Below are 21,426 nucleotides of genomic sequence, written 5' to 3'. Positions count from 1 at the left end.
GTAGGGTGGCGGCGTGACCGACGACCCCTACGCCTGGTTGGAAGACGTCGAGGGCACCGAGGCGCTGGCCTGGGTGCGCGAGCGCAACGGCGAGAAGGCGGCGGAGCTCGCCGCGACGCCGTCGTTCGCTGCGACGAAGCAGCGGATCCGCGCGATCCTCGACTCCGACGAGAAGATCCCGGACGTCACCCGCCGCGGCGACCACCTCTACAACTTCTGGAAGGACGCCGAGCACGAGCGCGGCATCTGGCGCCGCACCACGCTCGACAGCTACCGCACCGACGACCCCGACTGGGAGACGGTCCTCGACCTCGACGCCCTCAACGAGGCCGAGGGCGAGAACTGGGTGTGGCACGGCGCGAGCGCGTGGCGGGGCACCCCCGGCTCGCCCGACGCCTACCGCTACGTCCTCATCGACCTCTCGCGCGGCGGCTCCGACGCCGACGTCACGCGCGAGTTCGACCTGCACACCAAGACGTTCGTCGACGGCGGCTTCTACCGCCCGGAGGCGAAGGGCGGGCTGGTCTGGGAGTCGCTGGACACCACGATCGTGTTCACCGACTTCGGCGAGGGGTCGATGACGCCGTCCGGGTACCCGCGCATCGTCAAGCGGTGGCGCCGCGGCACCCCGCTCAGCGAGGCCGAGACCCTCTTCGAGGGCGAGCCCGACGACATGTACATCGGCGGCGGGCACGACCAGACGCCCGGCTTCGAGCGCACCTTCGTCTCGCGCCGCATCACCTTCCGCACCGCCGAGCTCTACCTCGTGCAGGGCGAGGAGCTCGTGCAGGTGCCGACGCCGCTGTCCGCCGAGGAGGACATCCACCGCGAGTGGCTGACCGTCGAGCTGCGCGACGACTGGACCCCGGGTGACGTCACCTACCCCGCGGGCTCGCTGCTCGCCGCCCGGCTCGACGACGTGCTCGCCGGCTCGACCGACTACCAGGTGCTGTTCGCGCCCACGGAGACGACCTCGCTCGCCGGCGCCACCTGGACCCGCGATCACCTCGTGCTCAACGTGCTCGAGGACGTCACGAACAGGCTCGAGGTGCTCACCCCGCGCGAGGACGGCACCTTCGTCCGCTCGGCGGTCGACGGCGTCCCGACCGTCGGGACGGTGGCGGTGGCCTCCGTCGACCCGGTGACGAGCAACGACGTCTGGCTCTACGTCACCGACTTCCTCACCCCGACCACGCTGTCGCTCGCGACGATCGGTGACGACGGCGTCATGGGCGAGCCCGAGCCGCTCAAGTCGATGCCGGCGTTCTTCGACGCCAGCGGGCTGGTCGCCGAGCAGCACTTCGTCACCTCCGACGACGGCACCCGGGTGCCGTACTTCCTCGTGCGGCGTGAGGACCTCGCCTACGACGGCACGGCTCCGACGCTGCTCTACGGCTACGGCGGCTTCGAGATCTCGCTGACCCCGAGCTACTCGGGCGCGCTCGGCTCGGCGTGGCTCGAGCAGGGCGGCGTGTACGCGCTGGCGAACATCCGCGGCGGCGGCGAGTACGGGCCGCGCTGGCACCAGGCCGCGCTCAAGCAGCACCGGCACCGCGCCTACGAGGACATGGCCGCGGTCGCGCGGGACCTGGTGGCGCGCGGCGTCACCAGCCCGCAGCACCTCGGCGTGCAGGGCGGCTCCAACGGCGGCCTGCTCACCGGCAACATGCTCACCCGCTACCCGGAGCTGTTCGGCGCGGTCGTCATCCAGGTGCCGCTGCTCGACATGAAGCGTTACAGCCACCTGCTGGCGGGCGCCTCCTGGATGGACGAGTACGGCGACCCGGACGACCCGGAGCAGTGGGAGTTCATCCGGACCTTCTCGCCCTACCACCTGCTCGACGCCGACCGCGACTACCCGCCGGTGCTGTTCACGACCTCCACGCGCGACGACCGGGTGCACCCCGGGCACGCGCGCAAGATGGCGGCGGCGATGCTCGCGGCCGGCAAGGACGTGACGTACTACGAGAACATCGAGGGCGGCCACGGCGGCGCGGCCACGAACGACCAGGCCGCGCACATGAGCGCGCTGGCGTACGAGTTCCTGCGGTCGCGGCTGGCCGGCTGAGACGACGAGACCGCGCAGCGACCGTGACCGCCGCACCGGGTGAGAATGGCCGGGTGACCGACGTCGCGGTGCTGGAGGTCGAGCGGCTGGGCTTCGCCCCGGACCTGGTCGACTACCGCTGGGCGTGGGAGCGGCAGCGACAGGTGCACGCGGCGGTCGCTGCCGGCGAGCGGTCCGGCACGGTGCTGCTGTGCGAGCACGCCTCGGTGTTCACCGCGGGTGCCCGCACCCGCCCGAGCGAGCGGCCGGTCGACGGGTCCGAGGTGATCAAGGTCGACCGCGGCGGCAAGATCACCTGGCACGGGCCGGGCCAGCTGGTCGGGTACCCGATCCTGCGGCTGCCCGACCCGGTCGACGTCGTCGCGCACGTGCGCCGGATCGAGCAGCTGATGATCGACGTGTGCGCCGAGGTCGGGCTCGACGTCGTCCGCGTCGAGGGCCGTTCGGGCGTCTGGCGGCCAGGCGACGGCGTGCGTCCCGACCGCAAGGTCGGCGCGATCGGGGTGCGGGTCGCCAACGGCGTGACGATGCACGGGTTCGCCCTCAACGCCGACTGCGACCTGTCCTGGGCGCAGGTGATCGTGCCGTGCGGACTCGAGGACGCCACCGCGACCTCGCTCACCGCCGAGCTCGGGCGGCGGGTGACCGTGCAGGAGGTGCTCCCGCTCGTCGAGGCGCGGCTCGACGCGCTCGTGGCGAGCTGAGAGCCGCTGAGAGCCACCCGGCGGGACGCCGTCAGGCCCCGACGCGCCGCGCCAGGCCGGCGAGGAACGGCTCGACCTGCCGGGAGTGGCGCAGCCGCACGACGCGCGGCCCGTCCGGGTCGGCCAGCCACGCGCGGAGCTGCTCCCGCTTGCGGCCGAAGCTGCGCCAGTGCCACCACAGGATCGAGTCGGACGACAGCGCCACCCGCAGGCTCTCGACGTTGCCGTTGCAGATCTCCTCGCGACGCACCATCCGCCGCACCGTGCGTCGCAGCAGCCGCCCGAACGACAGCCAGCGCGGGTAGTCGAGGGCGACCACGAGCTCGACGCGCGGCAGCACGACGTCGCGCCAGGCGGAGTAGGTGGTGTCGAGCACCCAGGCGTCACCCGCGGCGATCCGCGCGGCGATCGCCCGCTGCTCCACCTCCGGGCGCGACACCCAGCCAGGGAGCCAGCCGATCTCGTCGTCGACGCTGTGCCAGGGCAGCCCGGTGACGTCGGCGATCCGGCGGGCGAGCGTCGTCTTGCCCGACCCGGTGACGCCGTGGACGAGGACACGCCGCAGCGGCACGCGCGAACCGGGCACCGCACCCCCTCCGACCGACAGGCCCGCCACGATAGCCGAGGGCGCCCGGCTCGCGGACGCCGCCGCCGTCGACGCGGGTTCCCGCCCGCCCGCGGCATAGGGTGGGCCCGTGGCTGACGCGAGCGGGCCGGTGACCACGATCGACGGACGGCGTGTGCTGCGCATCGAGGCGCGCAACGCCCAGACCCCGATCGAGCGCAAACCCGAGTGGATCCGGACGCGGGCGACCATGGGCCCGGAGTACACCGAGATGCAGAGCCGGGTGAAGGGCGCCGGCCTGCACACGGTCTGCCAGGAGGCCGGCTGCCCCAACATCTACGAGTGCTGGGAGGACCGCGAGGCGACCTTCCTCATCGGGGGCGACATCTGCACCCGACGGTGCGACTTCTGCGACATCGCCACCGGCCGGCCGCGGCCGCTCGACCGTGACGAGCCGCGCCGCGTGGCCGAGTCGGTCGCGGAGATGGGGCTGCGGTACGCCACCGTCACCGGCGTCGCCCGTGACGACCAGCCCGACGGCGCCGCCTGGCTCTTCGGCGAGGTCGTCCGCCAGATCCACGCCCGCAACCCCGGCACCGGGGTCGAGATCCTGCCGCCGGACTTCAACGCCGTCCCCGAGTTCGTCGAGAAGGTCTTCGAGGCCCGCCCCGAGGTGTTCGCGCACAACCTCGAGACCGTGCCCCGGATCTTCAAGCAGATCCGGCCGGCGTTCAGCTACGACAAGTCCCTGCGCGTGCTGACGATGGCCAAGGAGGCGGGGCTCGTCACCAAGTCGAACCTCATCCTCGGCATGGGCGAGGAGGACGCCGAGATCGACCAGGCGCTGGTCGACCTGCACGAGGCGGGCTGCGACATCATCACGATCACGCAGTACCTGCGGCCCTCGAAGCTGCACCATCCGGTCGCCCGGTGGGTGAAGCCTGCGGAGTTCGTCGCGTGGTCGGAGCGCGCCGAGGAGATCGGGTTCCTCGGCGTCATGTCGGGCCCGCTGGTGCGCTCCTCCTACCGCGCCGGCCGCCTGTACGCGCAGGCGATGGCCCGGCTGGGCAGGCCGCTCCCGGAGGGGCTGCAGCACCTCGCGGAGGCGGCCGACGACGGAGCGCGCCAGGAGGCCAAGACGCTGCTGGGCATGCCGCTGACCCGCGTGGGCTGAGCCGCGCGGGCCGCTCGCGGCAGCGGTACCGTCCTGCCACGACACCGGCACCGGCACCGGCACCGGCACCGACGACGGGAGCAACGCGCATGACCACCGACCGCTCGATCCTGGTGCTGCCCGGAGGCGGCTACGGGATGCTGGCCGACCACGAGGGGGAGCCCGTCGCGGAGTGGCTGCGCTCGCTCGGCTGGTCCGCGCGCGTGGTGCGCTACCCGGTGCTCACCCGGCACCCCGGTCCGCTCGACGCCGTCCGGGCCGAGGTGGCGGCGGAGCGCGCGGCGGGCGCCCGGCTGGTCGGTGTGCTCGGCTTCTCGGCGGGCGGCCACCTCGCAGGTCACGTGGCGCTCGCGCCCGACAGCTCGCCCGAGCAGCGTCCCGACCTGGCGATCCTCTGCTACCCCGTGGTGTCGATGCTGCGCAGCACCCACGTCGGGTCGCGCGAGAACCTGCTCGGGCCGGACGCCGACCAGGCGGCCCGGGAGGCGGTGTCGCTGGAGCGGCTCGTGACGCCGCACGCACCGCCGATGTTCGTGTGGCACACGGTCGCCGACGAGGCCGTGCTGCTGGGCGAGCACGCCTACCCGCTGGCCGCGGCGCTCGCCTCCTCGGGCGTCCCGCACGAGCTGCACGTCTTCGCCGACGGCGTGCACGGGCTCGGCCTGGCGCACGGCGAGCAGGCGGAGCCGTGGCCCGACCTCTGCGCCCGCTGGCTGGCGCGCTTCGCCTGACGGCACCGCCCGGGGACGACAGCGGCGGGGGTGCCTGCGCACCCCCGCCGCCGCGGACAGCCCCCCGGCTGGTTCAGCTCGCGCGGCCGATGACGAACAGCGTCACCTCGTGCTCCGCGCACTCCCGTAGGTGCGAGTCGGCGTCGGTCACCGGGCGACCGCACCGGTCGCACCGGAGCCGCTCCCCCCAGGAGTCGATGGGCTGGTGGCGTGTCATCAGCAGCGAGTCCGTCACGCACGAGGAGACGCACGGGCGGGCCGGCCATGACGCGGCGTCGGGTGTGATCCCCGCCACAGCCCCGCCCCGGGCGCAGCCGCGGAGGCTGTTGCACAGTGCGATGAACCCGGAGGCTGTTGCAAAGAGCGGTGAAACCAGCGTGTGTTGCCAAGAGCGGTGAAACCGGGCCTTGTTCCACAGTGCGGTGACACCGGTCAGCGGTCCAGGACCGCGATGCGCCCCTCCGGGGTGAGCCGCAGCGGCGGCGACGACACCCCCAGGTCCTGCCACACGAACTCCGGGAACCGGGCGAAGAACCCGGCGAGCAGGTCGAGCTCGAACGCGATCGACTCGGCGTCGTGGGCGAGCGGGCGCGGTCGCACCGTGCGGCCCGACATCGAGAACGGCATCACGCGCGCCGCCATGAGGTACTCGATCTGGCGCGGGTGGAGCACGTCGTAGGCAAACTTCGGCACCGAGCAGTACACGTCGTACGCCTGGTTGAACGCCGACAGCTCGAAGTCGAGCGAGCGTCCCTTGACGAGCCGCCGCAGCCGGCTGTCGTCGACGATCTCCAGGTCGGGCACCGAGAACGGGAGCGTGATCTCGTGGATCACCTCCATGTGGTTGTCGGTGACCGTGCGGGTCTGCGTGTTGCCGTTGGCGTCGGTGTAGGTCTCGGTGCGCTGCGTCTGCCAGTGGTGCTCGAGCGCCACGAACCACGCCCCGGGGAAGAACTCGCCGTGCACGACGTGGCGCGTGCGGTGGTTCCTCCCACCCGTGGTGTGCGCGACGGCGGCGAGCACGCCGTCGTCCTCCGGCAGGTAGTACCAGGAGGGCCGGTGGTAGAAGCCCAGCCGCTGCGGCGGCTCCGGCTGCCGGTACCGCTCCAGCCGCTGGTGCGCGCCCCGGATCGCGGCGGCGACCGGCTCCAGCGCCTCCAGGTAGGCCTCGAGCTCGTCGGGGTCCTTGGGCGCGCCCACCTGGGTCAGCTGGTGGCCGTCGATCGCGAGGCTCAGCGGGTGGCGGGCCGCGAAGGCGGCGATCGCACCGCCCGCGACCGCGAGCACGTCCTCGGCGTAGGTCTCGTCGGTGCTCAGCAGCATGCCGCCGCCGGGCAGCATCCGGCGGACGGGGAGCACGACGCCCATCCGCACCTGGCCGGGCGACGTCGCGACCAGCTCCGGCAACGCGATGCCGAGCGGCATGCACACGACGCGCGCGTCACCGGCTGCCTCGTACTCGAAGACCTGGAAGGCCGTGCCGGCGCGCGTGCGACCGCTGACGTGCTCGTCGGTGCCACGCCGGAACCCCAGCCCGAACGGCGGCACCACGAGACCACGGGCGATCTGCGGCGAAGGGCGGGAGTCGAACACCCAGCCGCGCGCCCGCAGCGCCGAGACGTAGCGGTGCCGGCGCACGCCGATGACGATGCCGACCACGGCGGCCAGCGCCAGCACCACGACGAGGGCGACGACCCAGCCGCTGCCCTCGCTCATCGCCGGCCCGCCGTGACGGCGCCACCGGCGGCCGTCGCGCGGCTCGTCGCCCGGGAGCACCGGGTCGTGCGGTCCTGCTGACGCATCGCTCCTCCTCCGAGGTCGGTCGCCGGCAGGCTACGCGAGCCGGGCCGCGCGGGCGCGGTCCGCCCACGAGCACATCTGCCCATCCGACGCGCGCCCGCCGGTACGACGACGCCGCCCCCCCCGGTCCAGCCGCGCCGTGGCACGGTCGGGTCGGGGCGGCGTCGTAGCGCTGCTCAGCGGTGGTCGGGCCGCCAGACGACCAGCGCACCGGCCGTCGTCGTCCGGCGCAGCCGGGCGCCGGGCTTGGTGGCGACGATGTCACCGCTGGGTGTCGCGGTGAAGACCCGCGGCCGCTGCCCGGTGAGGCCGAGCAGCTGCTCCAGCCGGTCGCGGAGCCTCTCGTTCTCCTCGACGAGCTCGAAGATCCGGGCGATCCCGGCGAGGTTGACACCCTCCTCCTGGGAGAGCCGCTGGATCTCGCGGAGCTTGTCGATGTCGCGCTCGGAGTAGCGGCGCCCGCGGCCCGGCGCGCGCTGAGGCACGACCAGGCCCAGCCGGTCGTACGTGCGCAGGGTCTGGGCGTGCATGCCGGCCCGGCGCGCGGCCTCCGAGATGAGGTAGACGGGGGTCGAGTACCGGGACGTCATGGCTCAGCTCCGCGCCGCCTCTGCCAGCCCGGCCCGCGGGTCCTCGCCCGCGGTCGCCTTGGCGAACTCGTCCAGTGCTGCCCTCGCCTCGGGCGAGAGGTTGCGCGGCACCGCGACCTGCACGGTGACGATGAGGTCACCCGTGCCCTTGCGGGTCTTCACACCCTTGCCCTTGGCTCGCAGCCGGGCGCCCGACTGGGTGCCCGGCGGCACCCTGAGCCGCACGTGCCCGCCGTCGAGCGTCGGCACCGCGATCACGGCGCCGTCGACGGCCTCCTGGAACGTGATCGGCACGGTGATCGTGAGGTTGTCGCCGCTGATGCCGAACACCGGGTGCGGGTCCACGTGCACGGTCACCACCAGGTCGCCCGGGGGGCCACCGGCCATCCCGGGCTCGCCCTTGCCGGGGATGCGGATCCGCTGACCGTCCTTGACGCCCGGCGGGATCCGCACCTTCGTGCTGCGTCCGCCCACGACGAGGTTGACCGTGTCGCCCGCGACCGCCTGCCGGAACGGCAACCGGGCGGAGCTGGTGAGGTCGCGGCCCTTGACGGGGTCCGGGGCGGTGCGTCCGTAGCCCGCACCGCCACCGAACAGCCCGCCCAGGAGGTCCTCGATGTCCGGGGCACCGCCGGCGGTGCTGTAGCGCACGCGGGTGCGCCCACCGGAGCCGGACCCGCCGCCGAACATCCCGCCGAACAGGTCCTCGAAACCGTTGGCTCCGGCACCGCCGGGACCGGAGGCGAACCGCGGTCCGCCGCCGGCCATGGCGCGCAGCGCGTCGTACTGCTGACGCTGCTCGGGGTCGGAGAGCACCGCGTAGGCCTCGCCGATCTCCTTGAACCTGGCCTCGGCCTTCGGGTCGCCCTGGTTCTGGTCGGGGTGATGCGTGCGCGCGAGCTTGCGGTAGGCCTTCTTGATCTCGGCGGCGTCGGCGTCCTTGGAGACACCGAGCGCGGCGTAGAAGTCCTTCTCCAGCCAGTCCTGCCCGGTCATGCGTCACCCCCTCCTGTCGTCGTGGTGCCGTGTCACTGAGGTCCGACCACCGACACCCGTGCCGGTCGGACCACCTTGTCACCCACCTTGTACCCGGGCTGCAGGACCTGCTGCACGGTCTCGGTGGTGACCTCGTCGCTCTGCGAGTGCATGAGCGCCTCGTGGACCTCGGGGTCGAACTCCTCCCCGGCCGCGCCGTAGCGCTGCATCGCGAAGCTGCTCACCAGCACGCCCTCGAGCTTCTCCGCGATCGACGCGAAGGGCCCGGTCAGCTCGTCGTGCTGGCGGGCGAGCTCGATGTCGTCGAGCACACCGATCAGCGCCTCGACGACGTCGGCGTGGCCCTGGCTGCGGGCCTCCGCGACCTCGGTCCGCGAGCGGCGGACGTAGGCGTTGAAGCGCTGGTCGAGGTTGTAGACGTCGGCCTTCGCACGTGCGAGCTGGTCGGCGAGATCGGCCGCCTCGGCCTTCGCCCTGGCGACCTCGTCCTCACCCTCCGGCCCGGCGGCCTCGGGCTGCTGGGGCGTGGCCCCGCCGTCGGTGGTGTCACCGACGGCGGGGTCAGCCGCCTGCTCGCGGAGCTCGCCCGTCTCCGGGTCGAGCCGCCGCTTGTCACGGATGATCGGCTCGCCCTCGAACGTCGGGCTTCCCTCGGAGCCGGCAGTCACTTGGTGTCGTCCTCCTCGTCGACGATCTCGGCGTCGACCACGTCGTCGTCGGCAGCACCGCCCTCGGCGGCGTCACCCGCAGGGGCCTCGGCCCCGGCGGCCGACTCGGTGGCCGACTGCTGGTACAGCGCGTCACCGATCTTCTGCGAGGCCTCCACGAGCGCCGTCTGCGCGGCCGTGACCGCCTCGATGTCGTCGCCCTCGAGAGCCTTCTTGAGCGCGTCGACCTTCTCGCGGACGTCGGAGGCGACGTCCTCGGGCAGCTTGTCGGCGTTGTCGGTCAGCAGCTGCTCGGTCGAGTAGACGAACTGCTCGGCGCTGTTGCGCGTCTCCTGCTCCTGACGGCGCTTGGCGTCCTCGGCCGCGTGGGCCTCGGCCTCCTTGATCATCCGGTCGATCTCCTCCTTGGAGATGCCGGAGCCGCCGGTGATCGTCATCGACTGCTCCTTGCCGGTGCCCTTGTCGCGCGCCGACACGTGCACGATGCCGTTGGTGTCGATGTCGAAGGTGACCTCGATCTGCGGCACGCCGCGGCGGGCCGGGGCGATGCCGGTCAGCTCGAAGGTGCCCAGCGGCTTGTTGTCGCGCGCGAACTCACGCTCGCCCTGGAAGACCTGGATGAGCACCGAGGGCTGGTTGTCCTCCGCCGTCGAGAAGATCTCCGACCGCTTGGTGGGGATCGCGGTGTTGCGCTCGATCAGCTTGGTCATGACGCCGCCCTTGGTCTCGATGCCGAGCGACAGCGGGGTGACGTCGATGAGCAGGACGTCCTTGCGGTCGCCCTTGATGACACCGGCCTGCAGCGCGGCACCGACGGCGACGACCTCGTCCGGGTTGACGCCCTTGTTGGGCTCCTTGCCGCCCGTGAGCTCCTTGACGACCTCGCTGACCGCGGGCATGCGGGTCGAGCCACCGACGAGCACGACGTGGTCGATGTCGCTCACCGAGATGCCGGCGTCGCGGATGACGTTGTGGAACGGGGTCTTGGTCCGCTCCAGCAGGTCCTTGGTCATGTCCTGGAACTGGGCGCGGGAGAGCCGCTCGTCCAGGTGGATCGGGCCGTTCTCGCTCATCGAGAGGTACTGCAGCGAGATGTTGGTGGTCGTCGCCGAGGACAGCTCCTTCTTGGCGGTCTCGGCGGCCTCACGAAGCCGCTGCAGCGCGATCTTGTCCTTGGACAGGTCGACGCCGGACTTGTTCTTCACCTGCGTGACCAGCCAGTCGACGATGCGCTGGTCCCAGTCGTCTCCACCGAGGCGGTTGTCGCCGCTGGTGGCCTTGACCTGGATCGTGGAGAAGTCGTCCTCGTCCTTGCCGACCTCGAGCAGGGAGACGTCGAACGTGCCGCCACCGAGGTCGAAGACCAGGATGAGCTCGTCCTCCTTGCCCTTCTCCAGGCCGTAGGCGAGCGCGGCCGCGGTGGGCTCGTTGATGATGCGGAGCACGTTGAGGCCCGCGATCTGACCGGCGTCCTTCGTCGCCTGACGCTCGGCGTCGTTGAAGTACGCGGGCACCGTGATGACGGCGTCGGTGACGGGCTCGCCCAGGTAGGACTCGGCGTCCTTCTTCAGCTTGCTGAGCACGCGCGCCGAGATCTCGGGCGCGGTGTAGGACTTGTCGTCGATCTGGACGGTCCAGTCGGTGCCCATGTGGCGCTTGACCGAGGTGATCGTGCGGTCCACGTTGGTGACCGCCTGGCGCTTGGCGATCTCACCGACCAGCACCTCTCCGGTCTTGCTGAACGCCACGACGGACGGCGTGGTGCGCGCCCCCTCGGCGTTCGCGATGACGGTGGGCTCGCCGCCCTCGAGAACGGAGACCACGGAGTTCGTGGTCCCCAGGTCGATACCGACCGCTCGTGCCATGAGTGTTGTCTCCTCGGTAGATTGAGTCTTGACGGCTCAAGTCTGGTCGCCGCAGCGATCCTGTCAAGAAACTTGAGTCTGACTCGCTCAACTCCCGAGCGTCACGATTTGTTCCCGCGACCTCCGATCGATCTCGTCAGCACCTCCGGCGGCATCTCGGTGACGGCCTGGAGGTCGATGCGGCGGAGCGCGCAGGCCGTGCAGCGCACGTACAGCACCACGCCGTCGGTGGTGACGTGGCGCGACTCCGCGACCCAGGCGTGCTCGTGCGGAGCCCCGGGGGCCGGCACGCCCGGGGCGAGGAGATGGGGGCTGGTGCTCATGGTCACCAGGCTGATGTAATGGTCTTGTGCATCTCAACCCTTACGGTGAGTACGCGGTCCTGCTGGCGGCGTCGCTCGCCGACGCCTGGCCCGCCGACCGCGACGGGATCGAGCGGCGCACGCGCGAGCACGGCATGACGATGGCCTTCGCGAGCGCCCCGGACGATCACGCCCGGGTGCGCGCCGTCGTCGACGACTGGCTGCGTGTCGTCGACGCGACCGACCCCACGGAGCGGGCCACGCTCCTCAACGCCGAGATGGCGGCCGCCACCGCCTACCCGCAGCTGACCGACCACGACGGCGAGGGCTGGCACCTCCACTACCGCGACATGACCGACCGCTCCCTGCCCGCGGTGCTGCGCGCGGTCATCAGCGTCGGCACCGCGCTGCACCTGACGACCCGCGGGATGCACCGGCTGCACCGCTGCGAGTCCGCGCCGTGCACCGCCGTCGTCGTCGACGTCACGCGCAACGGACGGCAGCGCTACTGCTCGGTGCGCTGCGCCAACCGGGCCGCGGTGCGGCGCCACCGCGAGCGCCAGGACGCCGCGGTCTGAGCACCGCCGGCGGGTGCGCGAGCGTCCCGGCCGGCCCGGCGCGGACACCTCGGCGAGCCGGCGACGAGCGTTGCTATGGTGTCGGCCGCGCCCCGGCCGGCTGACGCGGCAGCCGGGGCCGAGCCGCGCGGCTCACCGCGCCCAGTCGCCCGAGGCGACCGGGCGCCGTCATGCCCGTCGGGCGCCGCGACCTCGCTGCGCCCTGCCCGCACCACCCGAGAGGAGCCGCACCTCCGGGCCTCTCGCGTGCGTCCGCACCGCAGTGGCCCAGGTTCGTCGCCATGCCGCCCACCAGAGAAGCCACGTGCACGCCCAGTGCGCACACCGTCGCTCCCCTGCCCGCCCCGACAGCCGTCGCCCCCTGCTGGCGACCCGGCCCCCTCGCACCCACCTAGCTCGTCGTCCGTCCTCGCCACGCACAGACCGACACGACGAGAGAGTGAGAACCCTCGGTGGGTGACATCCAGCAGCTCGCAGGACCGGTCGCGGTCCTGCTCCTTCTCCTGTTCTTCGGCGGCAGCCTCTACATGTCGATCCGCATCTCCCGGAAGCGGGAGAACGCCGACGGCTACATGACCGGCGGCGGCAAGATCGGCTTCGGCATCTCCGCAGCCTCCATGACGGCGACGTGGATCTGGGCGTCGTCGATGTACGCCTCCGCGACGTCCGGCTACACCTACGGCCTGTCCGGCCCGATCCACTACGGGCTGTGGGGCGCGCTCATGATCCTGCTGATCTACCCGTTCGGGCGCAGGATCCGGCAGGTGGCGCCCCGCGCGCACACGATCGCCGAGGTGATGTTCGCCCGCCACGGCCGCTCCAGCCAGCTGCTGCTGGCGGGGTCCAACGTGCTGGGCAGCCTCATCAGCCTGACCTCCAACCTCATCGCGGGCGGCGCGCTGGTCGCGATGCTGTCGCCGTTCAGCTTCACGCAGGGCATCGTGACGATCGCCGCCGGCGTGCTGCTCTACACGCTGTGGTCCGGCTTCCGCGCCTCGGTGCTGACCGACTTCGCGCAGGTGCTGGCGATGCTCGGCGCGGTCGTCGTCATCGTCCCGACCGTCTTCTTCGCGGCGGGCGGGCCCGAGCTCTTCACGACGGGTGCGGCCAACCTCACCCCGGAGCAGGGCTCGTTCTTCTCCTCCGACGCCTTCTTCAACCAGGGCGCGCCGTACATCGCCGCGGTGCTCGCCTACGCGATCGGCAACCAGACGATCGCGCAGCGGCTGTTCGCCGTGCGGGAGGACCTCATCAAGAAGACCTTCGTGACGGCGACCGTCGGCTACGGGGCGACCGTCATCGGCGTCGGGATGCTCGGCGTCATCGCCCTCTACGCGGGCCTGCAGCCCATGGGCGGCGACGTCAACAACCTCGTGCCCCAGATGGCCGCGACCTACCTGGCTCCCGCGCTCATCTGCGTCTTCTTCGTCATGATCATCGGCTCGCTCTCCTCGACCGCCGACGCCGACATGACCGCGCTGGCCTCGATCACGATGGCCGACATCTACGGGCAGAACATCGCCGGCCGCAAGCGGGCCAACCCGCGCACCATGCTGCTGGTGGGTCGCCTGACGATGCTCGGCGCCACGACCGCGGCGCTGTGCTTCGCGACGATGCGGTTCAACATCCTCGACCTGCTGGTGTTCGTCGGTGCGATGTGGGGCGCCCTGGTGTTCCCCGTCATCGCGAGCTTCTACTGGGACCGCGTCACCAACGTGGCGTTCAGCGTCGCCGTGCTCGCCGCGCTCGGGGCCTTCCTGCCGGTGCGGTTCTCCTGGGTCGACCTCGGCGGCGGCGTCGGCGTGGTCAGCGACGTGCTCGCGACCATCGGCATCGGGGTCGTGCTCGGGCTGATGGCGTTCGGGTTCTTCGGGTTCCGTGCCGCCCTGGGCACCGGCATCGTCGCGACGCTCGCGGCGGCACCGTTCGCGATCGGCTTCCTCCACCAGCACCCGGTCCTCTCCGGCTCGCTGGTGGCGTACGCCGTCAGCACGATCGTCTGCGTCGCCCTGACATTCCTCAACCAGGACCGTCGCTTCGACTTCGCCCTCATCAAGGAGCGCACGGGCGACTTCGACGCGCACGAGGAGACCGACCCGCCGACCGCCGCCGGGCCGCAGGACGCGGTCCTCGCCGGCACCGCCGAAGGGAGCACCCGATGACCACCGCCCTGCTGACCGCCTACGTGCTGGTGTGGCCCGCGATCGTCGCGGGCGTCCTGCTCGTCATCGTGCGCGCGTTCGTGCGCGAGCTGCGACGCGCCCGCGCCGAGGGGCGCCGCATCATCTGACGCTCGCCACGGCTGGGCACCGAGCAGACCCGCACGGACCGACGTCCGTGCGGGTCTGTCGCGTCCGGGGCCGTCGTGGAGGACGAGAGCGGTGAGTGCCGGCCTCCTCCTGGAGGAGGAGTGCCGCCGGGCCGATCTCGTCGCGCAGCACGTGGGCGGCGCGCGAGGCGCTCCCTAGCGTCGCTGGTACCGCCGGAGACCCGGCGGCCACGCAGAGGGAGAGCGGCATGATCGAGGTGGCAGACCTGACCAAGCGGTACGGGTCGACGACGGCGGTGGACGGGTTGACGTTCACGGTGCGGCCGGGCGCCGTCACGGGGTTCCTGGGGCCGAACGGCGCCGGGAAGTCGACGACGATGAGGATGATCGTCGGGCTGGCGCGCCCGACGTCGGGGAGTGCACGGGTCAACGGCCACGCCTACGCCGACCTGCGCGCGCCGCTGCAGGAGGTCGGCGTCATGCTCGACGGCCGCACCGTGCACCCCGGGCGCACCGCCTGGGGGCACCTCATGGGCCTCGCCCGCACGCACGGCATCGGACGCGCTCGGGTGCAGCAGGTCATCGAGCTCGCCGGGCTGACCTCGGTGGCGCGGCGCCGCGTGGGCGGCTTCTCGCTCGGCATGACGCAGCGGCTCGGGATCGCCGCAGCGCTGCTCGGCGACCCGCCGACCGTCGTCCTCGACGAGCCGGTCAACGGGCTGGACCCCGACGGCGTGCTGTGGATCCGGGGCCTGCTCCGCAGCCTCGCCGACGACGGCCGCACCGTGTTCCTCTCCTCGCACCTCATGAGCGAGCTCGCGGCGGTCGCGAACCGGGTCGTGGTCATCGGCCGCGGCGTGCTGCTGGCCGACGACGACATCGACGCGCTGGTGACGCGCAGCGCGCGCGACGGCGTCGTCCGCGTGCGGTCGGCCGAGCCGGAGCGGCTGGGGCGCGCGCTCGCGGCGGCGGGCGCGACGGTCCGGCCCGTCGACGGCGACCTGCTCGAGGTCACCGGCACCGACGCGGGCACGGTGGGTGCGCTCGCCGCCGAGCTGGGCGTCCCGGTGCTCGAGCTGGGCACGGTGGCCGGGACGCTGGAGGAGGCGTACCTCGACCTGACGGCGGACGCCGTCGAGTACGGCGGCACCGGCGCTCGCGCGGCGGCGGGAGACCGGTCGTGAGCGCGGCGGTCGCGACCCTGCCGAGCACGCCCGGCGTCACGTGGCCCCGCACGCTCGCGTCGGAGTGGGGCAAGACCTGGGGCCTGCGGTCGACACGCTGGGCGGTGGCGGCCACGGTCGTGCTCAACGCCGCGATGTGCGTGCTCACGGCGTTCGACAGCCTGGTCGGCCCGGAGGGCTACGGGTACAGCCTCGCCTACCTGGCCGCGGGCTACCTGCTCTTCACGCAGGTGCCGCTGCTGGTGCACGGCGTCCTCGCCGGTGCCGGTGAGTTCAGCGCCGGTGGCGCGCCGTCCACGTTCGCCGTCGCGCCGCGCCGCCTGGGGGTGCTGACGGCGAAGGCGGTCACCACCGCTGGTGTCGCCGCGGTCACCGGTGTCGTCACGCTCGTGACGTCCTCGCTGGTGCTGCTCGCCAGCCCGTTCGGTGCCGCGCTGCGGCTCGGGGGCGACGAGCAGTCGGTGCGGATCCTGCTCGGCGCCGTGGCGTCGCTGGTGCTGATCACGGTGCTCGCGCTGGCCGTCGGTGCACTGCTGCGCCGTCCGCTGGTGGGCATCGCCGTCATGGTCGCGCTCGGCCTCTCCGAGCTCGCGCTCCTGGGTGCGGACGGGCTCGCGCAGTGGCTGCCCGGGCACGCCCTGGTCGTGCTCACGTCCCTAAACGACTTCGTCGCGCTCGCGACGGCGGGGTCCCCGGTCGGCACGTGGGGCGGCCTCGCCGTCCTCGGCGCGTGGGCGCTGGTGGCGCTCGTGCTCGCGGGTGCCCGGCTGCGGCGGACCGATGTCTGACGGCGTGGCGGGGCCCGGCGCCGTCGCGCTGCCCGCGCGGCCCGGCGTCACCGCCACCCGGGTGCTGCGGGCCGAGTGGGTGAAGACATGGACGGCGTCGGCGACGGCGTGGTGCGTCGCCGCGACCGTGCTGCTGCACGCGGCGGTGGCGCTGGTGTCCGGCTACAACGCCGCGGCACCGGCCGCGGGCGGGCTGAGCGGGCTGCTGTCACTCGGCCTGGTCGTGTCGCAGCTGCCGCTCGCGCTGCTCGGCGTCGTCGTCAGCGCGGGCGAGCACCACGACGGCAGCGCGCGCTCGACCTACCTGGCGGTGCCGCGGCGGCTGCCGGTGCTCGTGGGCCGGGCGGCGACGGTCACGGCGGTGGCGGCGCTGGCGGGCGGCCTGGCGGTGGCCGCCGCCTGGGCGTCTCTGCTGCCGTTCGCGGACCGGGTGGGCGTCACGCTCGAGGCGCCCGACGGCGACCTGGTGCGGGTGGTCGCCGGCACCGTGCTGCACCTGCTCGCGGTGTCGCTGCTGGGGCTCGCGCTCGGCGCGATCGTGCGCCGGCCGGCTGCGGCGGGGGTGGTCGCGCTCGTGTGGCTGCTGCTGCTCGATCAGCTGCTGACGATGCTGGGCTCGGAGGTGGCGCTCGCGATCCGTGCGGCGATGCCCGGGTGGGCCGGGCGGCGGGTCGCGACCCCCGACGAGGGTCTCGCCGACCTCGTCCGCGCGGGTCTGCCGGCCGACCCGTGGCAGGGCTACGGCATCCTGGTGGCGTGGACCGTGGCCGCCCTGCTCGTCGCCGCGCCGGTGGTGCGTCGCAGTGACGTCTAGCGGCGCGCCCGCCGCCGCACCGGGCCGGGTGCGCGCGCTGCGCTCCTGGCTGGCGCGCCCGCGCCGGGCCGACGCCGTGGTGTGCGCGTGCTTCGCGGCGGTCGCGCTGCTCACGGTCGCGCTGTTCGCGCTGCCGTCGGTGATCTGGTACTCCTACCCGCCCGGGTCGCCGATGGCGAGTCGCGTCGCGATCGTGGGGATCGTCGTGGCCGTGCTGGGCACCGCCGCGCTGTGGTGGCGACGGCGGTTCCCGGTGACGGTCGCGGCGGGCTTCGTGGTGCTGGCGCTGGTCTCGCTGCTGCTGACCGGCGGCAGCGGCGCCACCACGATCGGGCTGGCGCTGGCGACCTACGCCGTCGCCGCCACCCGCGGCAGCGTGCTCACCTGGGTCGTCGTGGTCGCGTCGTGGCTGCTGCTCGCGGTCACCCACGTGAACCTGCTCAGCGTCAGCTACGTCGACCTCATGGGGCTGGGGTGGCTGGACACCCCGCCGGGCCACCTGGAGCAGCCGCCGGGCGGCATGACGCCGGAGACCTGGACGGGCACCGAGCTCGCGCCGGTCACGTCGGACTCGGTGCGGCTGACCGCCGTCATCACGATCGCGGCGCTGCTGCTGCTGGCCGTCGCGCTCGGCAGCTACGCCCGGCTGCGCCGCGAGCACCTGGCGTCGCAGGACGAGCGCGAGCGCACGCTGCGGCGCGAGGAGCAGCACAGCGCCGCGCTCGCCCGCGCCACCGAGCGCACCCACATCGCGCGCGAGGTGCACGACGTCGTCGCGCACAGCGTGTCGGTCATGGTCGCGCTGGCCGACGGCGCGGGCGCGATCGCGGCGACGTCGCCCGCCGAGGCGCAGTCGGCGATGCGCGAGGTCGCGGAGACCGGGCGCGCCGCGCTCGCCGACATGAAGCGCGTGCTCACGGCGCTCGCGGACGCGCCCGCGGCCGACGACGGCGACGATCTCGCCACCATGGTGGCCCGGTTCCGGCTGGCCGGGCTGCCGGTGGTCGCCTCCGGGCTCGACGCGGTGCCGACCGAGGCCACGGTCGCGCTGGCGTGCCGGCGCATCGTGGCGGAGTCGCTGACGAACGTGCTGCGGCACGCGCCCGGGACGCAGGGCGTGCGGGTCGCCGTCGTGCGGGACGGTGGCGACGTCGTCGTCGAGGTCGTCAACGGACCGGGCACCGGCGACGGCGGCGGCTACGACGGCGCGGGCCGCGGCGTGCGAGGGATGCACGAGCGGGCGCAGTGGCTGGGCGGTGACCTGGCGGCCGGCCCGACGGCCGACGGCGGCTGGCAGGTGGTCACGCGGCTGCCGGTGGCCGTGGGGGCGGGACGCGAGGGGGACGAACGATGACGACCGTGCTGCTGGTCGACGACCACGCGCTGCTGCGCAAGGGCTTCCGGATGGTGCTGCAGGCCGAGCCGGACCTCGAGGTGGTGGGCGAGGCGGCCGACGGCCGGGTCGCCGTCGAGCAGGTCCGCGCCCTCCGACCCGACGTCGTGCTCATGGACGTGCGGATGCCGGGTGGCGACGGCATCACCGCGACCGAGCAGATCGTCGCGGCCCACCCAAGCACGCGCGTGCTGGTGCTGACGACGTTCGACCTCGACGAGTACGCGTTCGGCGCGCTGCGCGCCGGGGCGAGCGGCTTCCTGCTCAAGAACGCCGAGCCCGCCGAGCTGGTCGCGGCGATCCGCACGGTCGCCCGCGGCGACGCGGTCGTCGCACCGCGGGCGACGCGCCGCATGCTCGACCTCATGGCCGACAAGCTGCCCGCCGGCGACCCGGCCGAGCCACGCGCGGACGACCGTCTGGCCGGGCTGACGCCCCGCGAGCGCGAGGTGCTGCAGCTGATGGCGGAGGGCCTGTCGAACACCGAGATCGCCGAGCGCCTGGTGCTGTCGGCCACCACCGTGAAGACGCACGTCGGCAACGTGCTCGCCAAGCTCGGCGCCCGCGACCGCGTGCAGGCGGTCGTCGTCGCCTATCAGACCGGTCTCGCGACGCCCGGCTGAGCGGGACGGCCCCGATCCGCCTAAGGGCAGGTCTCGTCGAGCTTGACCGACCAGAGGGTCACCAGCGTGTCGGTGGGGATCTCGGTGCCTGCCTCCGGGTCCTGGCGACAGACCTTCCAGTTCGAGTCGTTCACCTGGAACCGGTCGAGGCCCGAGGCGTCCTCCTGGTCGAGCGAGTAGGACCCGAGGGCCTGGAGCGTGTCCTGGGCGTACTGCAGGTTCAGGCCCACGAGGTCCGGCATCTCGAAGGTGTCGGGCTCGTCCTCGGTCGGCTCGTCGTCTGGGTCGTCCGGGTCGGCGGCCGGCGTCGTCGTCGCGTCGGGCTCGGCCGTCTCCTGGGCGGTCGTCTCCGTCGCGGCGAACGCCGTCGGCGGCTCGTCGACGTCACCGCCGCCCGAGCGACCCCCGGAGCCGATCGCGATGCCGAACAGGAGGATGGCCACGGCTGCCCCGGCGATCAGCCAGGGACGGCGTGCCCAGCCGGCCGCACCGCTCGCCGCGCTGGGCTGCACGTAGGCGTCCTCGACCCAGAACTGCCATCCCGGAGGCGCCGGAGGCCAGGTGGGGTCCGGCTGCCAGCCGTCGGGAGGCGTCCACCCGGGCGGGGGCACCGGCCAGCCCGGTGGTGGGTTGAACCGTGCGGCCATGTCATCTCCCCCTGCGTCTCTCTCGCACAGGCTAGGACGGCGCAGTGGCGCGCACGTCCCGACCGCACGCGCCACGCCGTCGGAGGTCACGCGCTGCCGGTCCGTCCTCGGCCGGGGCCAGCAGGTCGTGCCGTATCCGGCGGACCGGGTCTCTCTCCGCTGAGGAGGTCGGCCTCAGAGCGTCTCGCGGGTGACGAAACCCTGCTCCCCCGTGGGGTCGAGGTCGGTGACGTCGACGGCGTCGACGCGTGCTGCCGGCGGGCCCTCGTGCGCCCAGGCGATCAGCGCCTCGACCTGGTCGGCCGTGCCCTCCATCTCGGCCTCGACCGTGCCGTCGCGGCGGTTGCGCACCCAGCCCACCGCGCCGAGCGCGGTCGCGCGACGAAGCATGCCGTAGCGGTACCCGACTCCCTGGACCCGGCCGCGGACGACGACCCGCACGCGTCTCATGGCTCCATCGTGCCGTGACCCACCCACCGGTGCGAGACGCCGGGTGGTCAGTCCAGCGGCGGCAGCAGGCAGAACTCGTTGTTGCCGGGGTCGACGAGCACGGTCCAGGGCAGCTCGCCCCAGTCGTGGTCGAGGCGGCGGGCGCCGAGGTCGAGCAGGCCCGCGAGCGCGTCCTCGTGATCGACGCCGGCGGGCACCCGCAGGTCGAGGTGGAGCGGGTTCTTGCCACGCTTCGGCTCGACCGGCTCGGTGAACGCGAGCATCGGTCCGGTGCGCGAGGGGTGCCGCAGCGTGTGCGGCTGGTGGTCGTCGGCGACCCAGTCGGAGGCCGCGAGCCAGAACTCGGTGGCGGCCGGGATGTCGTCGGCGTCGAGCGGCAGCCCGCCGATCGGGCCGGTGTCGCGATAGACCTCCCGCTCCGGCATCACGCAGAACGCGTAGTCCTCCGGGTCCGCGAGCACCACCCACGGCACGTCGCGCTGGCCGATGTCGAGGTGCGTGGCGCCGGCCGCGAGGGCACGCTCCACCACCTCGTCCCGGCGACTCCCGGCGTAGACGTCGAGGTGGATCCGGTGCGGCCGTGCCGCACGGTCGGGCGAGCGCACGACGTCGACGAAGAAGTCCGGCAGCCCCGGGTAGCCCAGCCGGGTGCCGCCCGGCGAGGACTCGACGACGGGCAGCTCCAGGACGTGCGACCAGAACCGCGACAGCCGGTCCGGGTCGTAGGCGTCGACGACGAGACACTCCAGGTGCAGCCCGAGACCAGTCATCCTCGCAGGCTAGGTGCACGCACCGACAGCGCGAGGGTCGCGAACGCGCCGCCCAGCACCAGCAGCGCGAGGTCGAGCGCGCTGAAGCGGCTGCCGAGCAGCAGCGCGAGCGGCGGCACCCGCTCGGCCAGCGTCGCGGGCACACCGCTCAGCTGCGCGACCTCGACCGCGCACGCCAGTCCGGTGCCGACGACCCCGGGCAGCAACGCGCCGCGGCGCGGCACCAGCAGCGCCACCGCCCCGACGGCGGCCGCGGCGTAGGCGAGGGTGCCGGCCGGGTCGGTCCAGGCGAGCTCGCGCCACGGCTGCACACCGAGCCCGACGACGACCGCGACGACGAGGACGACGGCGGCACGCGCCCTGCTCGGTGCACTCACGCGAGCAGCCAAGCACCGCCGTCGGTCGCCGACCGCTGCGACCGGCCCGGCTCCCGCGCATCAGCGCGCG

23 protein-coding genes are annotated in these 21,426 nt (G+C 73.3%); 12 read left to right on the top strand and 11 right to left on the bottom strand.

The annotated features are described in order from the left end of the window. The first annotated feature begins 13 nt into the window (after positions 1-13). Positions 14-2,068: a prolyl oligopeptidase family serine peptidase gene (locus tag GPA02_RS07055; protein ID WP_156199212.1), complete on the top strand. Its 2,055-nt coding sequence runs from the start codon at positions 14-16 to the stop codon at positions 2,066-2,068. A gap of 71 nt (positions 2,069-2,139) precedes the next feature. Further along, on the top strand, positions 2,140-2,772 hold the full coding sequence (gene lipB / locus GPA02_RS07050; protein WP_156199362.1) for a lipoyl(octanoyl) transferase LipB: 633 nt from the start codon (positions 2,140-2,142) through the stop codon (positions 2,770-2,772). A gap of 31 nt (positions 2,773-2,803) precedes the next feature. Here the strand turns inward: lipB and GPA02_RS07045 are convergent, their stop codons facing one another. Next, entirely contained in the window at positions 2,804-3,358 is a 555-nt protein-coding gene (locus GPA02_RS07045) for a P-loop NTPase family protein (RefSeq protein WP_156199211.1), read from the bottom strand. 109 nt (positions 3,359-3,467) lie between these two features. On the opposite strand from GPA02_RS07045, the gene lipA reads away from it, so the two are divergent. Together lipA and GPA02_RS07035 are read left to right on the top strand one after the other, a co-directional pair. Further along, positions 3,468-4,511 carry a lipoyl synthase gene (gene lipA / locus GPA02_RS07040; protein WP_240133932.1) on the top strand — a complete coding sequence of 348 codons (1,044 nt, stop codon included), beginning with the start codon at positions 3,468-3,470 and terminating at the stop codon, positions 4,509-4,511. Positions 4,512-4,600: 89 nt separating this feature from the next. Further along, positions 4,601-5,242: an alpha/beta hydrolase gene (locus GPA02_RS07035; protein WP_156199210.1), complete on the top strand. Its 642-nt coding sequence runs from the start codon at positions 4,601-4,603 to the stop codon at positions 5,240-5,242. A 432-nt stretch (positions 5,243-5,674) separates the two neighbouring features. Here GPA02_RS07035 and GPA02_RS07030 read toward each other — a convergent pair whose 3' ends face one another. The 6 genes from GPA02_RS07030 to GPA02_RS07005 form a co-directional block, all read right to left on the bottom strand. Further along, positions 5,675-6,958 (bottom strand): hypothetical protein, encoded by a 1,284-nt coding sequence (locus GPA02_RS07030; RefSeq protein ID WP_156199209.1) that lies wholly within the window; start codon positions 6,956-6,958, stop codon positions 5,675-5,677. 260 nt (positions 6,959-7,218) lie between these two features. Further along, positions 7,219-7,632 carry a heat shock protein transcriptional repressor HspR gene (locus tag GPA02_RS07025; protein WP_156199208.1) on the bottom strand — a complete coding sequence of 138 codons (414 nt, stop codon included), beginning with the start codon at positions 7,630-7,632 and terminating at the stop codon, positions 7,219-7,221. 3 nt (positions 7,633-7,635) lie between these two features. After that, positions 7,636-8,628 carry a DnaJ C-terminal domain-containing protein gene (locus GPA02_RS07020; RefSeq protein WP_156199207.1) on the bottom strand — a complete coding sequence of 331 codons (993 nt, stop codon included), beginning with the start codon at positions 8,626-8,628 and terminating at the stop codon, positions 7,636-7,638. Positions 8,629-8,660: 32 nt separating this feature from the next. After that, on the bottom strand, positions 8,661-9,296 hold the full coding sequence (locus tag GPA02_RS07015) for a nucleotide exchange factor GrpE (RefSeq protein ID WP_156199206.1): 636 nt from the start codon (positions 9,294-9,296) through the stop codon (positions 8,661-8,663). Then, the gene (gene dnaK, locus GPA02_RS07010) at positions 9,293-11,161 is read right to left on the bottom strand and encodes a molecular chaperone DnaK (protein ID WP_156199205.1); all 1,869 of its coding nucleotides are present in this window, start codon (positions 11,159-11,161) and stop codon (positions 9,293-9,295) included. Before dnaK ends, GPA02_RS07015 begins: the two co-directional genes overlap by 4 nt. Positions 11,162-11,262: 101 nt before the next feature. Further along, a complete protein-coding gene (locus GPA02_RS07005; RefSeq protein ID WP_156199204.1) occupies positions 11,263-11,484 on the bottom strand; it encodes a hypothetical protein in 222 nt (73 codons plus the stop codon). A gap of 26 nt (positions 11,485-11,510) precedes the next feature. Here GPA02_RS07005 and GPA02_RS07000 point away from each other — a divergent pair, with 26 nt between their 5' ends. From GPA02_RS07000 to GPA02_RS06970, 8 genes are all read left to right on the top strand, one after another. Further along, entirely contained in the window at positions 11,511-12,041 is a 531-nt protein-coding gene (locus GPA02_RS07000; protein WP_156199203.1) for a CGNR zinc finger domain-containing protein, read from the top strand. Between the two features lie 527 nt (positions 12,042-12,568). Then, entirely contained in the window at positions 12,569-14,203 is a 1,635-nt protein-coding gene (locus tag GPA02_RS06995) for a sodium:solute symporter family protein (protein WP_204986531.1), read from the top strand. Beyond that, on the top strand, positions 14,200-14,331 hold the full coding sequence (locus GPA02_RS19250; protein ID WP_240133931.1) for a putative transporter small subunit: 132 nt from the start codon (positions 14,200-14,202) through the stop codon (positions 14,329-14,331). The genes GPA02_RS06995 and GPA02_RS19250 overlap by 4 nt, the downstream gene beginning before the upstream one ends. A 227-nt stretch (positions 14,332-14,558) precedes the next feature. Next, positions 14,559-15,494 carry an ABC transporter ATP-binding protein gene (locus GPA02_RS06990; RefSeq protein WP_156199201.1) on the top strand — a complete coding sequence of 312 codons (936 nt, stop codon included), beginning with the start codon at positions 14,559-14,561 and terminating at the stop codon, positions 15,492-15,494. Next, entirely contained in the window at positions 15,491-16,282 is a 792-nt protein-coding gene (locus tag GPA02_RS06985; RefSeq protein WP_156199200.1) for a hypothetical protein, read from the top strand. The genes GPA02_RS06990 and GPA02_RS06985 overlap by 4 nt, the downstream gene beginning before the upstream one ends. Continuing rightward, complete coding sequence (locus GPA02_RS06980; RefSeq protein ID WP_156199199.1) at positions 16,275-17,096, top strand: hypothetical protein; 822 nt, start codon at positions 16,275-16,277, stop codon at positions 17,094-17,096. The genes GPA02_RS06985 and GPA02_RS06980 overlap by 8 nt, the downstream gene beginning before the upstream one ends. Continuing rightward, on the top strand, positions 17,086-18,450 hold the full coding sequence (locus GPA02_RS06975) for a sensor histidine kinase (protein ID WP_156199198.1): 1,365 nt from the start codon (positions 17,086-17,088) through the stop codon (positions 18,448-18,450). Before GPA02_RS06980 ends, GPA02_RS06975 begins: the two co-directional genes overlap by 11 nt. Then, a complete protein-coding gene (locus tag GPA02_RS06970; RefSeq protein ID WP_156199197.1) occupies positions 18,447-19,112 on the top strand; it encodes a response regulator in 666 nt (221 codons plus the stop codon). Before GPA02_RS06975 ends, GPA02_RS06970 begins: the two co-directional genes overlap by 4 nt. A gap of 20 nt (positions 19,113-19,132) precedes the next feature. Here the strand turns inward: GPA02_RS06970 and GPA02_RS06965 are convergent, their stop codons facing one another. The 4 genes from GPA02_RS06965 to GPA02_RS06950 all read right to left on the bottom strand — a co-directional run bounded on the left by GPA02_RS06965 (position 19,133) and on the right by GPA02_RS06950 (position 21,356). Next, the gene (locus GPA02_RS06965) at positions 19,133-19,759 is read right to left on the bottom strand and encodes a PASTA domain-containing protein (protein WP_156199196.1); all 627 of its coding nucleotides are present in this window, start codon (positions 19,757-19,759) and stop codon (positions 19,133-19,135) included. Positions 19,760-19,933: 174 nt separating this feature from the next. Continuing rightward, the gene (locus GPA02_RS06960) at positions 19,934-20,209 is read right to left on the bottom strand and encodes an acylphosphatase (protein WP_156199195.1); all 276 of its coding nucleotides are present in this window, start codon (positions 20,207-20,209) and stop codon (positions 19,934-19,936) included. A gap of 47 nt (positions 20,210-20,256) precedes the next feature. Beyond that, the gene (locus GPA02_RS06955) at positions 20,257-20,979 is read right to left on the bottom strand and encodes a VOC family protein (protein WP_204986526.1); all 723 of its coding nucleotides are present in this window, start codon (positions 20,977-20,979) and stop codon (positions 20,257-20,259) included. Next, positions 20,976-21,356 (bottom strand): DUF2809 domain-containing protein, encoded by a 381-nt coding sequence (locus GPA02_RS06950; RefSeq protein WP_162457719.1) that lies wholly within the window; start codon positions 21,354-21,356, stop codon positions 20,976-20,978. The genes GPA02_RS06955 and GPA02_RS06950 overlap by 4 nt, the downstream gene beginning before the upstream one ends. Positions 21,357-21,426: the final 70 nt, after the last annotated feature.

This window comes from Actinotalea caeni, assembly GCF_009733795.1.
Lineage (GTDB): Bacteria > Actinomycetota > Actinomycetes > Actinomycetales > Beutenbergiaceae > Pseudactinotalea > Pseudactinotalea caeni.
This window is presented reverse-complemented; position numbering and strand designations above follow the sequence as displayed.